16 protein-coding genes and 4 tRNA genes are annotated in these 17,413 nt (G+C 67.7%); 6 read left to right on the forward strand and 14 right to left on the reverse strand.

The window, feature by feature from the left end; all coding sequences use genetic code 11:
• Positions 1-204: 204 nt before the first annotated feature.
• Positions 205-1,821 carry an AMP-binding protein gene (locus IT779_RS01920; RefSeq protein WP_196147370.1) on the reverse strand — a complete coding sequence of 539 codons (1,617 nt, stop codon included), beginning with the start codon at positions 1,819-1,821 and terminating at the stop codon, positions 205-207.
• A 143-nt stretch (positions 1,822-1,964) separates the two neighbouring features.
• Here IT779_RS01920 and IT779_RS01925 point away from each other — a divergent pair, with 143 nt between their 5' ends.
• Positions 1,965-2,822 (forward strand): helix-turn-helix transcriptional regulator, encoded by an 858-nt coding sequence (locus IT779_RS01925; protein WP_196147371.1) that lies wholly within the window; start codon positions 1,965-1,967, stop codon positions 2,820-2,822.
• A 485-nt stretch (positions 2,823-3,307) separates the two neighbouring features.
• Here the strand turns inward: IT779_RS01925 and IT779_RS01930 are convergent.
• Positions 3,308-3,379 (reverse strand) — tRNA-Val (locus IT779_RS01930).
• Positions 3,380-3,723: 344 nt separating this feature from the next.
• Between IT779_RS01930 and IT779_RS01935 the strand changes: the two genes are divergently transcribed.
• The 3 genes from IT779_RS01935 (at position 3,724) to IT779_RS01945 (ending at position 3,989) form a co-directional block, all read left to right on the forward strand.
• A tRNA-Gly gene (locus IT779_RS01935) sits at positions 3,724-3,796 on the forward strand.
• A gap of 46 nt (positions 3,797-3,842) precedes the next feature.
• Positions 3,843-3,913, forward strand: a tRNA-Cys gene (locus tag IT779_RS01940).
• 1 nt (position 3,914) lies between these two features.
• Positions 3,915-3,989 (forward strand) — tRNA-Val (locus tag IT779_RS01945).
• A 146-nt stretch (positions 3,990-4,135) separates the two neighbouring features.
• On the opposite strand, the gene IT779_RS01950 is transcribed toward IT779_RS01945, so the two are convergent.
• From IT779_RS01950 to IT779_RS01970, 6 genes are all read right to left on the reverse strand, one after another.
• Entirely contained in the window at positions 4,136-4,318 is a 183-nt protein-coding gene (locus tag IT779_RS01950) for a hypothetical protein (RefSeq protein ID WP_196147372.1), read from the reverse strand.
• Positions 4,319-4,776: 458 nt separating this feature from the next.
• Positions 4,777-5,223, reverse strand: coding sequence for a hypothetical protein (locus IT779_RS01955; protein ID WP_198428041.1), 447 nt, complete (start codon positions 5,221-5,223; stop codon positions 4,777-4,779).
• Between the two features lie 163 nt (positions 5,224-5,386).
• On the reverse strand, positions 5,387-7,033 hold the full coding sequence (locus IT779_RS01960) for a DNA cytosine methyltransferase (RefSeq protein ID WP_196147374.1): 1,647 nt from the start codon (positions 7,031-7,033) through the stop codon (positions 5,387-5,389).
• Positions 7,034-7,326: 293 nt separating this feature from the next.
• Positions 7,327-7,566, reverse strand: coding sequence for a hypothetical protein (locus IT779_RS01965; protein WP_196147375.1), 240 nt, complete (start codon positions 7,564-7,566; stop codon positions 7,327-7,329).
• Entirely contained in the window at positions 7,563-7,691 is a 129-nt protein-coding gene (locus IT779_RS38415; protein WP_269781518.1) for a hypothetical protein, read from the reverse strand. The genes IT779_RS01965 and IT779_RS38415 overlap by 4 nt, the downstream gene beginning before the upstream one ends.
• Positions 7,688-8,374, reverse strand: coding sequence for a hypothetical protein (locus IT779_RS01970; protein WP_198428042.1), 687 nt, complete (start codon positions 8,372-8,374; stop codon positions 7,688-7,690). The genes IT779_RS38415 and IT779_RS01970 overlap by 4 nt, the downstream gene beginning before the upstream one ends.
• Positions 8,375-9,072: 698 nt before the next feature.
• Here IT779_RS01970 and IT779_RS01975 point away from each other — a divergent pair.
• Positions 9,073-9,417, forward strand: a complete 345-nt coding sequence (locus tag IT779_RS01975) for a trypco2 family protein (protein WP_196147376.1) — start codon at positions 9,073-9,075, stop codon at positions 9,415-9,417.
• Positions 9,418-9,491: 74 nt separating this feature from the next.
• Positions 9,492-12,539 (forward strand): tetratricopeptide repeat protein, encoded by a 3,048-nt coding sequence (locus tag IT779_RS01980; RefSeq protein WP_196147377.1) that lies wholly within the window; start codon positions 9,492-9,494, stop codon positions 12,537-12,539.
• 227 nt (positions 12,540-12,766) lie between these two features.
• Here the strand turns inward: IT779_RS01980 and IT779_RS01985 are convergent, their stop codons facing one another.
• The 6 genes from IT779_RS01985 to IT779_RS02010 are packed head-to-tail and all read right to left on the reverse strand — an operon-like array spanning position 12,767 to position 17,408.
• The gene (locus IT779_RS01985) at positions 12,767-13,141 is read right to left on the reverse strand and encodes an ASCH domain-containing protein (RefSeq protein WP_232541348.1); all 375 of its coding nucleotides are present in this window, start codon (positions 13,139-13,141) and stop codon (positions 12,767-12,769) included.
• Complete coding sequence (locus tag IT779_RS01990; protein ID WP_196147378.1) at positions 13,141-14,049, reverse strand: DUF2637 domain-containing protein; 909 nt, start codon at positions 14,047-14,049, stop codon at positions 13,141-13,143. Before IT779_RS01990 ends, IT779_RS01985 begins: the two co-directional genes overlap by 1 nt.
• Before the next feature lie 45 nt (positions 14,050-14,094).
• Positions 14,095-14,472 carry a hypothetical protein gene (locus tag IT779_RS01995; protein WP_196147379.1) on the reverse strand — a complete coding sequence of 126 codons (378 nt, stop codon included), beginning with the start codon at positions 14,470-14,472 and terminating at the stop codon, positions 14,095-14,097.
• 27 nt (positions 14,473-14,499) lie between these two features.
• Positions 14,500-15,597, reverse strand: coding sequence for a toprim domain-containing protein (locus tag IT779_RS02000; RefSeq protein ID WP_196147380.1), 1,098 nt, complete (start codon positions 15,595-15,597; stop codon positions 14,500-14,502).
• A 3-nt stretch (positions 15,598-15,600) separates the two neighbouring features.
• A complete protein-coding gene (locus IT779_RS02005; RefSeq protein ID WP_196147381.1) occupies positions 15,601-15,969 on the reverse strand; it encodes a hypothetical protein in 369 nt (122 codons plus the stop codon).
• Between the two features lie 2 nt (positions 15,970-15,971).
• Positions 15,972-17,408: a hypothetical protein gene (locus IT779_RS02010; RefSeq protein ID WP_196147382.1), complete on the reverse strand. Its 1,437-nt coding sequence runs from the start codon at positions 17,406-17,408 to the stop codon at positions 15,972-15,974.
• Positions 17,409-17,413: the final 5 nt, after the last annotated feature.

A 17,413-nucleotide genomic window follows, 5' to 3' on the forward strand; every position in this document is an offset into this window, starting at 1 on the left:
GCCGGGGCCAGCCCGGCGCGGCGCGCGCGAAGCCGGGACCGCGCCGTCATCCGCGCGACCCGTTCGTCGTGCGGTCACTGGTGTCGTTCATCGTCGAACTCCGATCGGTGGTGTGACAGGGAAACTCGTGCGGTGGAAGGGGAGGAGGCCGCGCCGAACGTCGGCGACAGCGGAATAGGGCGCCTCCGCGCTCGGCCTTCCGATTCATGAGGTCGTTCGCGCCGTCGCGGACTCGGGCGGCACCGGGATCCCGCGTAGCGCGTCCTTGGTGACCTTGCCCGTCGCCGTGCGCGGCAGCTCGCCCACGAAGACCACGTGATCGGGCACCTTGTAGCCGGCGAGGCGAGCGCGCACGTGATCGCGGAGCTCCTGCTCCCCCGCGCGGTGGCCGGGCCGGAGCAGGACGTACGCTGCGGGGCGCTCGCCCCATGTCTCGTGCGGGTGCCCGACGACAGCGACGTCGAGCACAGCGGGATGGGAGCTGAGCGCGTTCTCGACCTCGACGGTCGAGATGTTCTCGCCGCCGGAGATGATGATGTCCTTGGCCCGGTCCTTGACCTCGATATAGCCGTCCTCGTGCATGACCCCCAGATCGCCGCTGTGGAACCAGCCGCCCGCGAAGGCCGCCGCGGTCGCCTCCGGGTCCTTGAAGTAGCCGGTCATGACGTTGTTGCCGCGCATGACGATCTCGCCGAGCGTGATGCCGTCGCGCGGCACGTCCACCAGGTGCTCGTCGACCACCCGGACAGGGTCGGCCTGCACCATCGCGACGCCCTGCCGCGCGAGCTTGCGGGCGCGCGCGGCCGCGGGCAGCAGGTCCCACTCCGCGCGGTACTCGCAGACCGTGTACGGGCCGTAGACCTCGGTGAGCCCGTAGACGTGGACGACCGAGATGCCGAGCACGTCGAGCTGCTCGAGCACGGTCGGCGTCGGCGGGGCGCCCGCGGTCGTGATGCGCAGCGGTCGGTCGAGCGGATGTGCCTCCGGTCCGTTCGCGATCGTGCCGCAGACCGTCGGCGAGCCGCAGAGGTGGCTCACGCCGTACACGTCGATCGCCTGCCAGACGGCGTCGGAACGCACGGCTCGCAGGCAGACGTGCGTTCCGCCCGCCGCGGTGACCGCCCACGGCATGCACCAGCCGTTGCAGTGGAACATCGGGAGGGTCCATAGGAACACAGAGGCCGAGGTCAGCGCGGTGTGATGCATCTCGCCGAGCGCGTTGAGGTAGACCCCGCGGTGCGAGTACACGACGCCCTTCGGCGCTCCCGTGGTTCCCGATGTGTAGTTGATCGAGATCGCGGCGAGCTCGTCAGCGATCCTCCAGGCCAGCGGCTCGGCGTCGGGGACCGCGCGCTCGACATAGTCGTCGTAGGAGGCGTGGCCGCGGTCGTTCCCGCCTGCGGGGGAGCCGAACTCCGCGTCCGCGATCTCGACGACCACGTTCAGTGCGGGGCTCAGTGATCGCGCGTCCCCGAGCGACGGCGCGAGCTCCGCGTCCACGAACAGCACCGCGGCCTCGGAGTGGCGGAGGATTCTCGCGACCTCGTCCGGGGCGAGGCGGGAGTTCAGGGCGACGAGCACCCCTCCGGCCAGCGGCACCGCGTAGTGCGCGATCAGCAGTTCGGGGATGTTCGGGGCGAGGAACGCGACGCGGTCACCCGGTCGGATGTCCGCGCGGATCGCCCGGGCCAGCTGCTCGGCGGCGGCCGAGAACTCCCGGTAGGTGTAGACGCGCGTGCCGTAGACGATCGCGGGCTTCGACGGATAGACCTCGGCCGACCGCTGCAGGAAGGCGAGCGTCGTGAGCTGAGTGAAGTTCACGAGAAGGGACTCTGCCCGCCTGCACGCACCGTGAAGACCCCCGAAGGGGGGTATAGCGGCCGCCTACCTACCTTCGGAGGTAGAGCGTTGTCGGCTGTGACGGCACTCACTAATCTCAGGGGAAATATCTCCGGAGGCCCACCATGACCAGCTTGAATCCACCGCAGATGCCGATCGAGCGTCGCGTGCTCGCCCGGGATCTGGAGCCGCTGCGCCGGCACGGCAGGATGGACATGGCCTTCGGCGGGCCGGTCCGCAACGGCGCTGTCGCCATGCAGATCACCGACCTGGCCGGCGGCCGGACCCGCTCGACAGCCGACCTCGTCGTCCGCAACGGCGAGGGCCTCGGCGGCAAGGCGCTGATGCTCGGCCGCCCGGTGGCGGTGGCCGACTACATGGCCGACGAGAGCATCACCCACGTCTACGACCACGCCGTACGCCCGGAGGCCATCCAGACCCTGGCCGCCCTGCCGATCATCGTCGACCGGACGCCGCGGCTGCTGGTCTACCTGGCCGCCCGCACCCACGTCCGGCTCGGCGATCGCTGGTTCGATGGCTTCGCCCCGATGGTGCGGCGCATCGAGCGCGAGATCACCGTCGAGGACGAGGTCGGGCGCAGGCTCAGCCTGCTGCGCCCCAACGCCGAGCCCGGATACCCCGGCCTCAGCCGCGACGATCGGATCGACATCGCCCGCGAACTCACCGAGCTGGCCGATCGTATCGATGACGAAGGGCTGCGTGCGCGGCTGCACGCCGTCGGGAACCGCGTCGCGCCTATCGCTGCCGATGCGCCGGCGTGGCCGCCCGCCCTGCTTCGCCCCCGCGAGATCGACGTACTCGAGCAGGTCGCCCAGGGGCTGAGCACCCGTCAGGTCGCCGAGGCCCTCGGGCTGATGCCCAACACCGTGAAGTCCTACCTCAAATCGGCCATGCACAAGCTGCATGCCACCAACCGTGTGCAGGCCATCATCGCTGCCCGCAGGCTCGGCTTCCTGGGCTGAGCGCACACCGTCCAGGCCGATCGTCGGAGAAGGTCGGCTGCTGCGGTCGCCCCGCGCCAGGCTCGCTGGGGTCCGGCTCCACGGTCACCCGCCGGCACACCCGCCCAAGGAGATCAGCCGCTACGTCTCGATCGCGTACGCCGCCGAGCGTGCGAGCGTCAGCAAAGACACCATCCGACGGATGATCGCAGGGCGCGCTGCCCGCATATCGGTTCAGAGGACAGATCCGCTTGGCAATCGAAGACATCGACAAGGCAATGCGTCCCTTACGCTGAGCCCCGCCTCCGCCAACACGAGACCGCCCAGGCTGCCCGAAGTCCGGGTTGGCGAGGCATATCTCAAGTCAGTGACATGGATCACACATGGACAAGTGCCATGACTTCCCTAGCTCAGCCTCGCCACATCGCCGCAGGTCGGTAGAGGCACAATAGGTGCATTACAATAGACGCGACATCGCAAAATATCCCCGACCAGGCCATACAGAGTGGTCCCAGCTGGTTTCGAACCAGCGACCTTCCGCGTGTGAGGCGGACGCTCTCCCGCTGAGCTATGGGACCAGGGTTGCCCGTAGGCGGTGTTCGGATGACATCGAGGTGGCGGCCGAACGAGATGGAACACTAGCACGCGGCACCGGGGAGGTACCAAATCGCCGTTGCCGCGGGGCTCGACGGAGGGTGGTCGGTGGCGAGATACGGCGGGCGCGTGCAGGACTCGGTACGCGGGAGGGGGCGAATCGGGTGCGGGTCGGGGGGACGCGTCGAATCGCACAGGCCACCGGGGCCACATTCGTCACATGCGGGTTCCCGGGCGTTCTACCAGCGGATTTGTACCTTTCATCGGGGGTGGGCTAATGTTCTGTCTCGCAGCAGAGAGGTCCGAATGGGGCCTCAAGGTGCACAATGCGGATGTAGCGCAGCTGGTAGCGCATCACCTTGCCAAGGTGAGGGTCGCGGGTTCGAATCCCGTCATCCGCTCGAAAGGTAGGGTTTGGCGAAAGAAGATAGCCTTCCCCCTTCGCACGGTGGAGTGGCCGAGTGGTGAGGCAACGGCCTGCAAAGCCGTGCACACGGGTTCGATTCCCGTCTCCACCTCGCGCGATTAGCTCAGCGGGAGAGCGCTTCCCTGACACGGAAGAGGTCACTGGTTCAATCCCAGTATCGCGCACCACCGTAGTACGAGGTCAGCCCCGGTTTTCACCGGGGCTGATTCTGTTCGTGCCCAATGCGTGCCCTTGGCCGTCCCGATAGATGAGACAGACGCGAGCGGCAAGGTCGAGAGATTCAGCGGCACGCCGACCTGAGGGGTGGTCGGAGCTACTGCTCTGAATCGTTGTCGAGAAGCCGTACCAGGAAGCCTTTCTGCTCGCCATAGATGGCGTATACGCAGTCGTCGCAGACGACGATGTTTCGGCCGCCGGGGTCGTAGATGAACCCGCAGCTCTTGGCTACGCCACGGGCGCATTCGATGCACAAGCTCGGGTACTGGTTGCGCTGCATGGTCAGTGGTCCTCCGTGCTGGGTGATGAATGGGTCGCTGTTGACCTTCGACCAAGTCTTGACGTCTATTCCTTGAGGCCGACAGCCTCTGCGTCAAACTTCCTCTATGGCAAGGTAACTCGAGCCGCCGACATTGCGAGAGAGTCGATGGAACTCGTGATCGCCGACCAAGCGGTTTTGACGCATCTGCATCAACCTGAGCCGGAAATATTGTGGCGGAGTCCAGCGGGCACGTTATCCGGAGACGGTTCGATCTTGATACATCGGAATTTTTCTTCCACACAGCCCGATCGGTGGACGTTCGATCGATCCGCGTGTGTGGAAGCGCTTTACGCCTACGGTCAATCGAGTCTCCCGTGCCGTCGGCGGGTCCTCGCCCGGGGATGGTGGCGCCGACGGTCGCTTGGGGCGCGCTGAGTGGTGCGTGAGCATCGACGCGGGTGTTTGACGCTTGTACGTCAAGGTTTCCTGCGGCGGTCGGTGTCGGGGTCGGTGGTCCGGCCGTGGCCTGGGCGAGCATTGAGAGCGGTGACGACGTCGCGGGTTCGGTAATACCGTCGTTGGCCGCGGTCTTCGTGCTCGGCGTGTTCGTCCATCAGCGCTCGGTATTGGGTGACGGTTTTGCCGTCGAGGCCCAGCAGCCGAGCGATGGCGCCGAGGGTGCGGTATTCGTCGGGGTGCTCGGGCACGGAATGGGGAGTCGGGCGCCGGTGCTGGTGCCAGTGGGTGAGCCAGGTGTCGAGTTCGTCGGCGTCGTATTCTTCGCTGCGGGCGCCGGACCCGACCCTGGGCCGGTGTCGCTTGTGGGTGGGGAAGTCGTCGCGGACCGACCATTGGTTGCGGACGGTATCGGGGCCGTAGCCGTGGCGCGCGGCCCATTCCTCGAGGGTGAGCATGTCTCCCATTCCGTCATTGTGTCCCGATCGTCGCCGCGGTGGCCACGCGCCGGCCACGGCGGCTGGGGTGGGTATCGTGCGGGGGTCCTTTCCTTCGTGGGCGGGACGTTCGGGCGGCCGGTATGTCCTACCGAACCCTCGCGGGTCCGGGTTACCGGCCGCCCTTCTTCCGTCAGGCGGCCCAGCGTTCGATGTCCTCGCCGGTGATGGCCTCCACCAAGGCCGAGACCAGCAACTCGGCCACCGGGGGTGTGACGGCGTTGCCGTATTGGCGGACTCGTTCGCGTTTGTTGCCCAGCACGGTGTAGCCGGTGGTGAAGGCCATCGCGCGCCCGATCTCGTGGGGTTGCAGCATCCGGAACCGCACGTCCTCGACCAGGGCGGTGTTCGTCTCCTCGACCAGGGCGAACCGGTCGCGGGTCGACTGGGTACCCATCGGCTGATCCACCGGCCTGGCCGCACCGGTGCCGTAGTAGGGCAGCAACAACGAATCCCGCACCAGCGGCGGCAGACCGGCGGGCACGACCAGGCCGTACCGCTCGCTACCGGCGCTCACCGTCGCGTCCGCCGAGCGCACGCCGCCGCTACCGCTGTGGGGTTCGGCCGTGAACGGCAAGAACGCCACCGCCGTTTCCGCTCTTGTGGTTCGGGCGCGCTCCGGGAGCGTGACCGGGGCGGCGGCTCCGCCGTCGCGGCCCTCCGCCTCCGCGTTCGGAGGCGGGGATACCAGGGCGTGGTTGGAGCCGTCGGCCACGATCGTGGCCAGCTGCTCGTGTACCCCGATCGTGCGCGGGCGGCCTGAGCGCAGTAGGGCGAGGAACGGTTGGGGAATCAGGAGCGCGTCGTTCTCGCGGGTCGTGCGCGCCGACAACGGCACCGTCACCGGCGACGGGTCCACCCGCCAGGTTCCGCCCGCGGGGACCATCAACGGCTGCGGGACCGCGTATCGGGCCAGCCCGATCCGGATGCGTTCCATGGTCTTCTCGGCCAACGGCCGCTCCCGGTCCCCGATCCGTTCTCCCTCGATGGTCCAGTCGATCGCGGCGGCGGCCGGTAACGCGGGCGGCTCGACCACCGCGTTGCGGCAGCGCACCCTCGGGCACCGATACACGTACTGCTGGCGGTAGCGGCCCATATCCGCGCCCTCGGTCTTGAACACCTGCATCGCCGCCACCCACGCTTGGCACCGCGCGCAATACGCCTGTGGACGCAACCATTTCGACCAGTCCGGCTCCCGCCCCAAACTCGTGTCCCAGTACGCGACGTACAGCCGGTCTCGGGACTGTGGGGCGACCGGGGTCCGCGCGGTTTGGGCGTGCATGGAGTTCAACGCGATCACCCGCACCCGATAGCCCAGCGCGCGGATCTCGCCGAGCCAGCGGTCCCACTGATCCCACGCGCGGACCTCGATCACGTTCTCGACCACCCCGGCGCGGACCTTGCCGCCGCGGGCGATCACCCCGCGCAGATACATCGGCACCTCTTCCATCAACGCTCGCGAACGATCCGCCTCGGCATCGCGTGGGGTGTCGAACAAATCGGGCTGCATCGTGTTGTGGAAGTCGCGGGACCTGCCCCGCGCCGAGGACCATTGCGGGCACTCCGGGGAAGCCCAGAACAGATCCGCCACCGGCCACCGCGCCACCGGGGCCTCCCGGATATCGCCGAGGTGGTGGTCGGTGTCGGGGAAATTCGCCGCGTGGGTCTCGATCGCGCGCGCCCAATGGTTCGCCGCCCGCGTCACCCGGACCCCGGGCACCGAATGCGCGCCCTGACTCGAACCGCCCGCACCGCAGAACCAATCCATCAATTCCAACATCGTCGCTGTTCTCCCTCTCGGATTCGTGGACGAGGAATCGGTGGTGCGGTGTCCTGCCACACCACCGATTCTATTCACTAGTTTACCCGTTATTGCGTGTGTTCTCGAGGGCCGAAATCGGGCTCGAACCCCGTTGAAGTTGTTGCGTAGGAATCAATCCGGTTGATGCCTACGCATCACCCCCGTCCGTCTCGGCCACGGCAAGGTCTGCCCACCCCGCACGGGATCGGTTCGGCCTGATCGCGCGCGGCGCCGGCGACGATCGGCCGGGCCGTTCGGCGACGAGGACGTGGTCACTGGATGGACGGGGCGACCAGTGGCACCGACAGCCAGACGTAGGCGGGGCCGTACGTGGGGTTGTAGTACTCGGCGGTGTAGGCGGCGGCGCGCGCTTCGGCGTCGGCGGCGGTGCCGCGCACCACTTCCACCGGTACCCGGTCGGCGGGATCTCCTACCGCGATCACCCATACCTGCGTGGGGTCGGTGAGCACCTCGGCGGGCAGGGTCAGCGGGGCGGGTGTGTTCTCGGTCATCGGTGGGTCCTTGTCGTGTCGGGGACGGCCACGCCGTCCCGGTCAATGGGGTCGATCTCGTCGTAGCTGGCGGGGTCGCGGTTGTCGGCGGTGGTGGACATGGGGGCCACTGGCGGACGCGTCATGCCGCTTCCGCCTCGACCACGGCGAACGCTTGGCCGCACACCCCGCACAGGATCGGTCCGGCCTCGATCGTGCGCTGCGCGGCCCGCACCCGGCGTACCGGATCGCACCCGCAGACCAAGGCGCGTCCGTTGCGCGGAGCGCGGTCCTGGCCCTCTCCCTCGGGGGCGGCTGTTCCTTTCGGTGTCCCCGGAGCCGGATCGTGTTCGTTGCGGCGGTGCGCGATCAACACTTTCGACAGCGCGTCGATCTGGCGGCGGTAGCGTGCGGCGACCTCGTCGGGCACGGTGGTGTCGGTCCAACCTCGGTGGCCATCGCGGGCGACGGCGAGTCCGAGTTCCTCGGCGATCTTCCTGTATCGCCCGTTGTGGTAGGCACCGCCCCGGCTCACGTCCTGGATATCGCGTGTCCGCGCGATGCCGTGCGCGGCCTCGTGCAACAGGGTGCCGAACACATCGCGGGCGCCGAAGGCGAACCCTTCCCCGCCGACGAACAACTCCGGCATCCAGTCCGTGCCGCGCACCCAGCGGTCCGGCCCGAAATGCCCCAGCCGCAGCGCCCGCGGTGAACCGGCCGAACCCGACGCCATCGTCACCACCACATCGGGTACGTCCGGATGAGCGGCGCGGATCGCCGCCCACGCCTGCTCGATCGCCACGACTACGGTTCCCGCGAATCGGCTCACAATCGACCTCCCCAGGTTGAGCCTTATGCATCAATATTAGCACGAAAATACCTGTCTAGCAGCACTTTTCATGCTGCCCGCCACATTGATGTCGGCGCATATGCATAAAGATCTCTTGATGCATATGCCTCAATCCGCTCCTACGACTACGCATCAACCATCCGATGCCCGCATGCCCCCACCCCTCCCTCTTGTGGTCCATCCACAGCCCTCGCGACCCGCACACGCCCCGACCTACCCAGCCACTTCCCCAACCCGCGTGCCCTATACGCGACATCCGCTCCCAACCCAGCCACGCTCCCAACCCCTACTTGTGGTCCTCCCTTCCCCTTGTGGTCTCCCTCCCCCCTTGTGGTCATCTCTTGTCTCTTCGTTCTTCCGTCCTTTGTGTTTTGTGTTGCCTGCTGCCCTGCCCGGCCGTCACTCTCTAGAAACAGCGAAGCGCTAGAGAGTGACGGCCGGGCAGGGCAGCAGGCGGCACAAAACACCCAGCTCACACCCCGTGTGAGCGACACCCTGCCGGGACAGTGCCGGGACTTGGAAATCCCGGCAGAGTCCCGGCACTGTCCCGGCAGAGTCCCGGCACAATCCCGGCAGAAATCAGCCACCCCGAACCGCTTTCGGCGCTGCCTGCGGCGTGTCGGGGTGTGTTGTGTGGTGGGGTGTAGCGGTCGAAGTCCGATAACGATGGGTGGAATATGGATATCGAGTTGAGCGACGCCGTCGCCGCACTGCGCGACGAACTGCTGGCCGCGGCGGCCAAAGGCGCCGGTGCGGGAGTGGAGTTCGTGGTCGGGCCGATCGAGTTGTCCTTCGAGGTCGAACTGCGCGCCGACGCGAAGGTGAAAGGCAAGTTCACCGCGTGGGTGGTGACCGGTGAAGCCGAAGCCGGTGGTTCACGCGCCCGTCGACAGAAGGTGTCGTTGACGTTGAACCCGCAAATGCCCGGTGGCGGTGACGTCCGGGTCGGCAGCCACCGCACCACCAACGGCGATGCGGGCGAAACCGATTCGGGTGCGGTGCCTGGCCATATCGGTCGCTGACCGAAGCAGAACATCATCCCTCGCCCGCCCACAGGGTTCGGGGGATCACGTGCGATAAGGGGAGGTAGGTCGGGGTGGAGCGGGACCAGGTTGTCGGTGTGCGCGGTGGGAGTGAGGGTTCGGGGTATCTGATCGCGCCCACCCTCGTGCTGACCTCTGCCCACGTCGTCCCCGAAACGGGTGGGGCGGTGACGGTAACCCAACCCGCCCGCACCACCACCTACACCGCGGTCGTGGTGTGGCGTGGCACCCCCGACGGGAAGGACGACGCCGCCCTGGTCCAGGTCACCGACCCGGCGTGGCCGGTCCTACCGATCGAGCCGATCGTGTGGGGGCGCACCGTCACCTACCAGCCCGGCATTCCCTGCCGGTCCTGGGGATTCCCGGACTTCGTGCAACGCCGGCATCAGCCCGTCGATATGGAACAACCCCGCGGCACCCTCAACCCCGGCGACCGCTACAGCACCGACACCTACGTCCTACACCTCGACACCCACCCTCCGACCACCATGCCCGACGGCGGATCACCCTGGGCGGGCATGTCAGGAGCGGCGGTGTTCTGCGGCGCCCTGCTGACCGGCGTGGTCGCGGTCGATCCCGCCCACCGCGACCACGCCGCCCTCGAAGCCGTCCCCGCCTACGTCCTGCTCACCAACCCCGACTTCCGGACCGCGGTCGAGGACAACGCGGGTGAGGGCTGGTTGCGGTGTGAACCGGTCGAGTTGCAGGAGTTGATGGACCGACAATCGCCCCTGCACATGACCACCACCATCGCCACACCCGCCTCGTTGTTGACCGCACGCCGTGCGGTGGTGCCCTTCCACGGCCGCACCGATCTCCTGCGAAAACTCCACACTTGGGCTACCGAACCCGGATTGGGAGTATGGCTGCTGTACGGGCGCGGCGGCCAAGGCAAGACCCGCCTCGCGCACTACTTCGGCGAAATTCTCACCACCAGTGGATGGGCGGTGGTGTGGCTGGATCCCGCCGCCACCGACCAATTGCGGGTCCTGGCCCAAGTGCGGGTACCGCTGCTGGTGGTCATCGACTACGCCGAGACCCGCCCCGACCAACTACGTGCCCTGCTCACCCATCTCTCCCGTCTGCGCACCGACCGGGTGGTGAAAGTGTTGCTGCTGGCCCGCACCATCGATTCGTGGTGGCCACAGCTGGCCACCGGCACCACCGACACCGTCACCGACATCCTCGACACCACCCACCTGCACGAACTCACCGCCCTGGACGCCAGCAGCGAGGAACGCCACGACTCGTACCGGAGCGCGGTCCGCGCGTTCGGTCAGGCACTACCGGGCTTGCGCCACACCGGGCTCCCCGACCCCACCGCTGCGGTTGAGACACTGACCGCGGCCGTACCGGCGGGGTTGGAGGCGGATACCACGGTGTTGGGGGTGCAGATGCGGGCCTTGGTCGACCTCCTGGACACAACCAACCGGACACCGAACGCAGGTGGAGGTTTGGAGCGGCGGGTGTTGGTCCACGAACGCAGCTACTGGCGCAGGACCGCCCAGGCACGCGGCCTGACACCACAATGGCCACTCGAAACCCTCACCGACGCCGTCGCCGCTACCGCCGTCCTCGCACCCACCACCCCCACCGACATCGAAAACTGCGTCCGACGGATCCCGGAGTTCACCGACCAGGCCCAGATCACCATCACCATGCTGCGGGACTGGTTGATGAGCCTCTACCCCGGCCAACACCCCGGCGTGTTCGCCGGTTTGGCGCCCGACCGGCTCGCCGAACACCTCATCGGTGACCTGCTCACCGACACCTCTCGCCCCACCGTCATCGACGCCCTCGCCCCGACCACCAGTGAGGGTGAGGCCGAGCACCTGCTCACCGTCTGCACCCGCGCCACCACCCACCCCGACCTCCCCGAGGTCGGTGACCGGCTCACCCGGCTCTGCCTCGACCACCCCGACACCCTCCTGTTCCCCGCACTACGGGTGGCGACCCAAGTCGAAACACCCACACCACTGCTGAACGCACTCGACCAGATCGCCACCCACCCGACAACCAGCACCGACACCCTGAAAAGCCTGCACGACCGCATCCCGACGTCCACACTCGTGCTGGCCCGTACCGCGGTCACCATCGCCCGCGCAATCGCCGACCACCACCGCACCACCGACGACCTCACCGAGTCCGACCAGGCGCAACTCGCACAAGCCGTGAACAACCTCGCCATCCGACTGGGCGCGGTCGGGCGACCCGAGGAAGCACTACGCGCCGCCACCGAAGCCGTCGACCTCTACCGCACCCTCGCCACCACCAACCCCGACGCCCACCTCCCCAACCTCGCCATGAGCGTGAACAACCTCGCCGCCGATTTGGCCGACGCCGGACAGCACGAGGAAGCACTACGCGCCGCCACCGAAGCCGTCGACCTCTACCGCATCCTCGCCACCACCAACCCCGACGCCCACCTCCCCAACCTCGCCGGAAGCGTGAACAACCTCGCCGTCCGCCTGGCCGACGCCGGACAGCACGAGGAAGCACTACGCGCCGCCACCGAAGCCGTCGACCTCTACCGCACCCTCACCACCACCAACCCCGACGCCCACCTCCCCAACCTCGCCGGAAGCGTGAACAACCTCGCCAACCGCCTGGCCGACGCCGGACAGCACGAGGAAGCACTACGCGCCGCCACCGCAGCCGCCGACATCCGACGACGCCTCGCCACCACCAACCCCGACGCCCACCTCCCCGACCTCGCCATGAGCGTGAACAACCTCGCCGTCCGGCTGGCCACGGCCGGACAGCACGAGGAAGCACTACGCGCCGCCACCGAAGCCGTCGACCTCTACCGCACCCTCGCCACCACCAACCCCGACGCCCACCTCCCCAACCTCGCCACCAGCATGAACAACCTCGCCGCCGATTTGGCCGACGCCGGACAGCACGAGGAAGCACTACGCGCCGCCACCGAAGCCGTCGACATCCTGACGAAATTCGCTCGATCCGAGCCAGCGGCGTTCGGTGAAGCGCTGGAGCGTGCACAGCAGGTACAGACCCTACTTGCCCAGCAAGTCACGCCACAGCTTCCAGCAGTACGAGAGCGCGCGGAAGGCCGCTTCTCGTGGCTACGCCGACGTGGGTAGCTCCGCCTCCGGTCCGCACACCGTCCGCAGCCTCACCAACACCTCCCATCGGTCACCAATCTGACCAACGCCAGACCTACAGGTCACCGCCACGCCACCAACACAATCCACGCCATCACGACCAGCCGAACACCGGACCTGGTAGTTCGGGACGAAGGGGCGTCTTCGCCAACACAGCCCGTGACCATGTTGCTGGTCACGGGCTGTGTCGCTTCTGCTGTGTTCGGCTACCTGGGTATCGGGTGGTCCTCGACCGGGGTGTCGAGGTAGCGCCATTGGATTCGGGTGATGATCGTTTCTGGTGTGCATCCGGTGTGGGTGCGGCAGAAGAAGGCCACGAATTCGGCCGCGGTCATCTCCGGGAATCCTTCGGCGCGTGTGTCTTCGGTGGTGATGTGGTCCAGGCGTTCGCGGCGCACGTCGACTACTTCGACGTCGGTGATCCGTACCAGTGGCTCGCCTGTGCGGCGTCCCATGACTTTGCGGCACAGAGTCAATCGGGTTTCCGGTCGTAGGTGGCGCCATCCCGTTCTGCGGGTGACGGTTTTGGTGCGGGCGCGTACCTGGTGCTCGGTCAGTGAGACCGACATCAACCGCGGCATCAGAGCGTTCCTTCCTCGGTGATTTCTCGTGCCGCGATCAGTGTGCGGGTCACGGTGGATTTGCTGACCTCGATCCGTTCGGCGATCTGGGAATGGGTGTATCCCTGTTCGTGCTTCAACCGCAGGATCGTGGTGACGGTGTCGGGGTCTCGGCGCCCGGCGGGGTCGGCGGCGCACAACTGCTGAGCGACCGCGGCCCAAGTGTCGAGGTGTTCGGGTTCGTCGGTGCGTGGCTGGTGCGGGAGCGGTTCGATCGCGGTGCGTTGCGATCGGTCTATCTCGGTCCGGTCGGGTTCGGTGGTGAGTTGGCTGGTGGTGGACTGGATCTCGGTGCGGACCTCGCGCACCGAGACAGCGTGGACCGGTTCAGGGGTGCGCACCGGTTCGTGTTCGGTGCGCGCCGTTGGTTCGGGGTCGGTGCGGTCGGTGCGTGCGAGTACGAGCAGGGCGACGGTGGCTTGTCCGATGGCGCCGTCGATGATGAGCGGGAACAGGAATGCCAGGTGTTCGCTCATCCCGACCTGTATCGACAGTTCCCGCAGCGCGTCGAAGGAGAGCCGGAACGCGATCGCGGCAATGGCGGCTGTGAGCGCCACGACGGCCCAATACGCCAATCTCGCCTTGTTCTGGGCGCGTACGAGCAGTCCGACGCCGTGGGTTGCCGCGAGTAGCGCGATGGGTGGGAAGGAGGCGACGAACGCGGCGACCCATTGCTTTCCGGGTGGTGCGTTGAGCCAGGCGTGCACGATGTTGCCCGCGATCGACATGGCCGCCACGAGCAACAACTCACCCCAGAAGAACCGGATCGCGGAGGTTTCCTCACGAGTCCGCGCGACGGTGGTCGGTGCGTTGCGGTGCGTGGCGGTGGGAGTGTGCACCGCCTGCGCACCGGTCTGGTTCGTGGTCATGGTTCGTGTCTCCTCTCGGTTCGCTTGGTGCGCAGGCGGTGCGGGTCACCGGCTGCGGTTGCGGGAGGGTCGGTCCCGGTGCGCGGGGTCGGGCCAGTCGTGGTCGTGGCGTTGTGGTGGATCGTCGGGTTCGGTGTGTAGGTCGGTGATGTCGAGTCCGTCGGCGGTGAGGTCGTCGATGATGCTGTAGGCCCGCGCGAAGTCCGGGTGGTCGCCGAGTTCGGCGCGGTGCGCGTCGAGGTGGCGGTAGTAGGCGAGTTCGATTTCCTCTTCCCGTGACGGTGTCTCGGGCAGCGGGGTGCCCTCGGGCAGGTCGGGGTAGAGCAGTCCGGGGTTGTTGTCGGCGGCGACGGCGTTGAACAGGTCTCGGCGCAACCACATGGCTCGGGTGTAGGGGTCGGGTGGAATCGGGGTGTGGTTCATCGGTGTTCGCTTTCGTTGTGGTCGGGTTCAGTGGTGGCGTTGCCGGGGTGGGCGCCCGTGGTTCACGGGCGCGGGTCGAAACCGGGGTTCTCGGGCGCGGTCGAGGTAGGGGACGGGGTCCAGGTCGGACAGGTCGTGTCCGGCGGCGAAGTGGTCGGCGAGGTCTTTGCCGTCGCGGGCCTGCACGACCCGGACCTCTCCTACTCGTCCGGTGAGGGAGTCGGCGACTCTGGCGGCGTGGCGGTAGCCGGGGCGGTCGCGGTCGGCGACCACGATCACCCGCGCCGCGCCCTTCAGCCAGCGCGCGTGCTGTTCGGTCCAGGAACCGGCGCCCATGGCGTTGCAGGTGGCGATCTGTCCGGCTCGGTTGGCGTGTTGGACGTCCTTCTCTCCCTCGCAGACATAGATTTCGCGGCCGGTGTCGAGGGCTTGTCGGATGTCGGCGAGTTTCCACGGGATGGGCGCGAACCCGGTGCGTTCCCACTCGCTGCCGGTCCAGTGCGCTTGCCAGAAACTCTTCGCGTGCCCGTGTTCGTGCGGGGTGAGCACCCGGTGCACCGCGCCCTCGACGCGGCCGTTGGGCCACCGGTAGATGTAGGAATCGACGGTTTCGGGGCGCCCGGTCCGCACACCCAGGTCGGGTTTGTTCAGGATCGGGAACCGCGCGGCCAGGATCGCCCTCTCGACCGGGGAAGCGACCCGCCCCGGCTCCGATACCCCGTTCGATCCGCCGCGCCCCCGCGGTGTGGTCGCGGGTGGGGCACTCCGCCCGCCGGTCACCGACCGGCGAGGCGAACCAGAAGAAGGAGAAGGGGTGGTGGTTCGGGTGGTGTCGTGGGTGCGTTCGGGGAGCCGGTCGAACATGTCGCGGACCCGTAACCCGATGCGGGACACGACTTCTTCGTCGTCACAGCGTGCCCAGCACCGCACGATGGTGCGCGCCTGCTTCGGGTCATAACGCACCCCCAACGACGGGTTGTGGTGTTGGCCGTCGCCTTCGTGCACCGGGCACAGGTAGTTCGTCCACTGCTCGGGCGAACGCGGATACCTGGGCGGACCCACCCGCGCGGTCAACGCGTCGGTGACGATCCGGTAGGAGTCACGGGACTGATCGCGCGCGTTCACGGCTCACCGCCCGCGCCCGCGCTCGCGGCGGGGTTGGGGGCGGTCGTTGCCGGTCAACTCCCGTGCCTGCTCCTGACTACGCACCTGCACATCGGTCAACGCCGCCAGACCGGTGTGGTGTTCGCGGTTGAAGGCGACGTTGTCCATGAACCGGCGCATCGTGTCGGGGGCGTGTTCCCAGTCGTGTTCGGCGTCGGCGAGGTAATTCCAGTGCTCGGCGTGCGGGCCTTGCTGCCAGCGCCGCGCTATCTCGCTCTGCTGGTCCTCCATACGGTCGATCTCGGCTTCGGTGCCTGCCTCGAACATGTCGCGGCCGAGCCGATAGTAGGTGTCGTATTCGGCGCGCATGTGGTCTTCGTGTTCACTGTGCATCGTCAGCGGCTCCGTTCGATCCCGTTGCGGCGGTGCCTGTTACGCCGCTCACGAGCGGGCTTCTCCCTGTCGGGCTGCCAGGGCTGGGTGTTCTCCGGTCGCGATAGCCTGGGACGCTCGGCGCTCCGGTCGGGGGTGCTCTGTTCGGCCCAGTAGGCGGTGGCGCCGTCTTCGACCCACCACCGCGCGACGTCTTCGGCGGATTCGGTGCCGGTGGTGAATTTGTCCCACCGGACCTGTCCCAGATCACGTTTCGCGATCTCGGGGTGCTCGATACCCTCCAACGCTTCGGCGATATTGCGGCCCACGGTCTCGTTCCACTCCCGCACCGCCTCCCCCGTCGCGGACGAGAGCGGCGCGGATTCGTCACGGTGGGTGTCGCGGCGTTCGTGGTCGTGGTCGGTGTCGCGTCGGGCGAGTTCGGCGCGTGCCTGGTCGCGTTCGCGCTGGTAGCGGTCGCGTTCGCGGCGGGCCTGGTCACGTTCGTCACGGAAATGGCGTAGATGCTCGGCCACCGACCGCTGCACCGGCTGCCCCTGCCCCTGCTCGCGTTCGCGCAAGTCGCCGATTTCGGCCAGCAGACGCTGGTTACGAGTTCTCAACCCGGCGACCTCGGCTCCGACCGTGGCGAGCTTGCCGCGCAATTCGTCGCGGTCGGCGGTGACCGCGTCCACACCGCGCTGCAGAACACCTACCCGCGCGTCCAACCGGTCACGGTCGCCGCGCAGGTGTGAGACCTCGGTCTCGACCGCGGCCAACCGATCCCCCTCGGCCCGCCCCACCGTCTCCTCGTGGTCGCGGTCCGTCGGGGCGGACGGCGGAATCGACTGGTCGCGGTCCCGACCGGGCTGTGGATTCTGGCGGGCGGTGATCCTGTCGGCCGGCTCCCGGTCCTGCTGGTGGGGAGCGCGTAGCTGTCGGGTGTAGGTGTCGGCGCCGAGCACCCGGGCGACCTGCGCCCGGTAGTGCAACGCCTCGCGGCCCTTCACCTTGTGCGCGTTCCGGAACAGCCTTCCCGGTTCGAACTCCGGGAACGTTGTCGCCGCGTCCAGACCATCCAGTGCGATACCGCGCTCGGTGACGGTCAGGCGCTCATCGACGGCGATCCGGGCACGCAACCCATCGGCGTGGGCGCGCAGTGCGAGGTGGTCCTCGTGGCGGCGGGTGTGGTCGATGTTCGGGTTATGCGCGCGTTCGGCCACGGTCAGCGAGTGAGCTCGGTAGTTCTCGACCATCCGCTGTGTCCACGACAGTTGATGGCCACGCGCGGTGTCCTCCTCACGCCGCTGCTCGCGCAGGGTGCGGCTGATCTGTTTGCGGATCTGCCTGCGCTCCAACCAATTCCCGGCCTGGGCATGCAGACGCAGTAATGCGGGCAGGCTGCGGGCGAACTGACGCAGTTCGGCGCGGATCTCGTCTTCGGTGCTGTGATCGGACATGGATC

Source organism: Nocardia bovistercoris (genome assembly GCF_015674855.1).
GTDB classification, from domain to species: Bacteria; Actinomycetota; Actinomycetes; order Mycobacteriales; family Mycobacteriaceae; genus Nocardia; species Nocardia bovistercoris.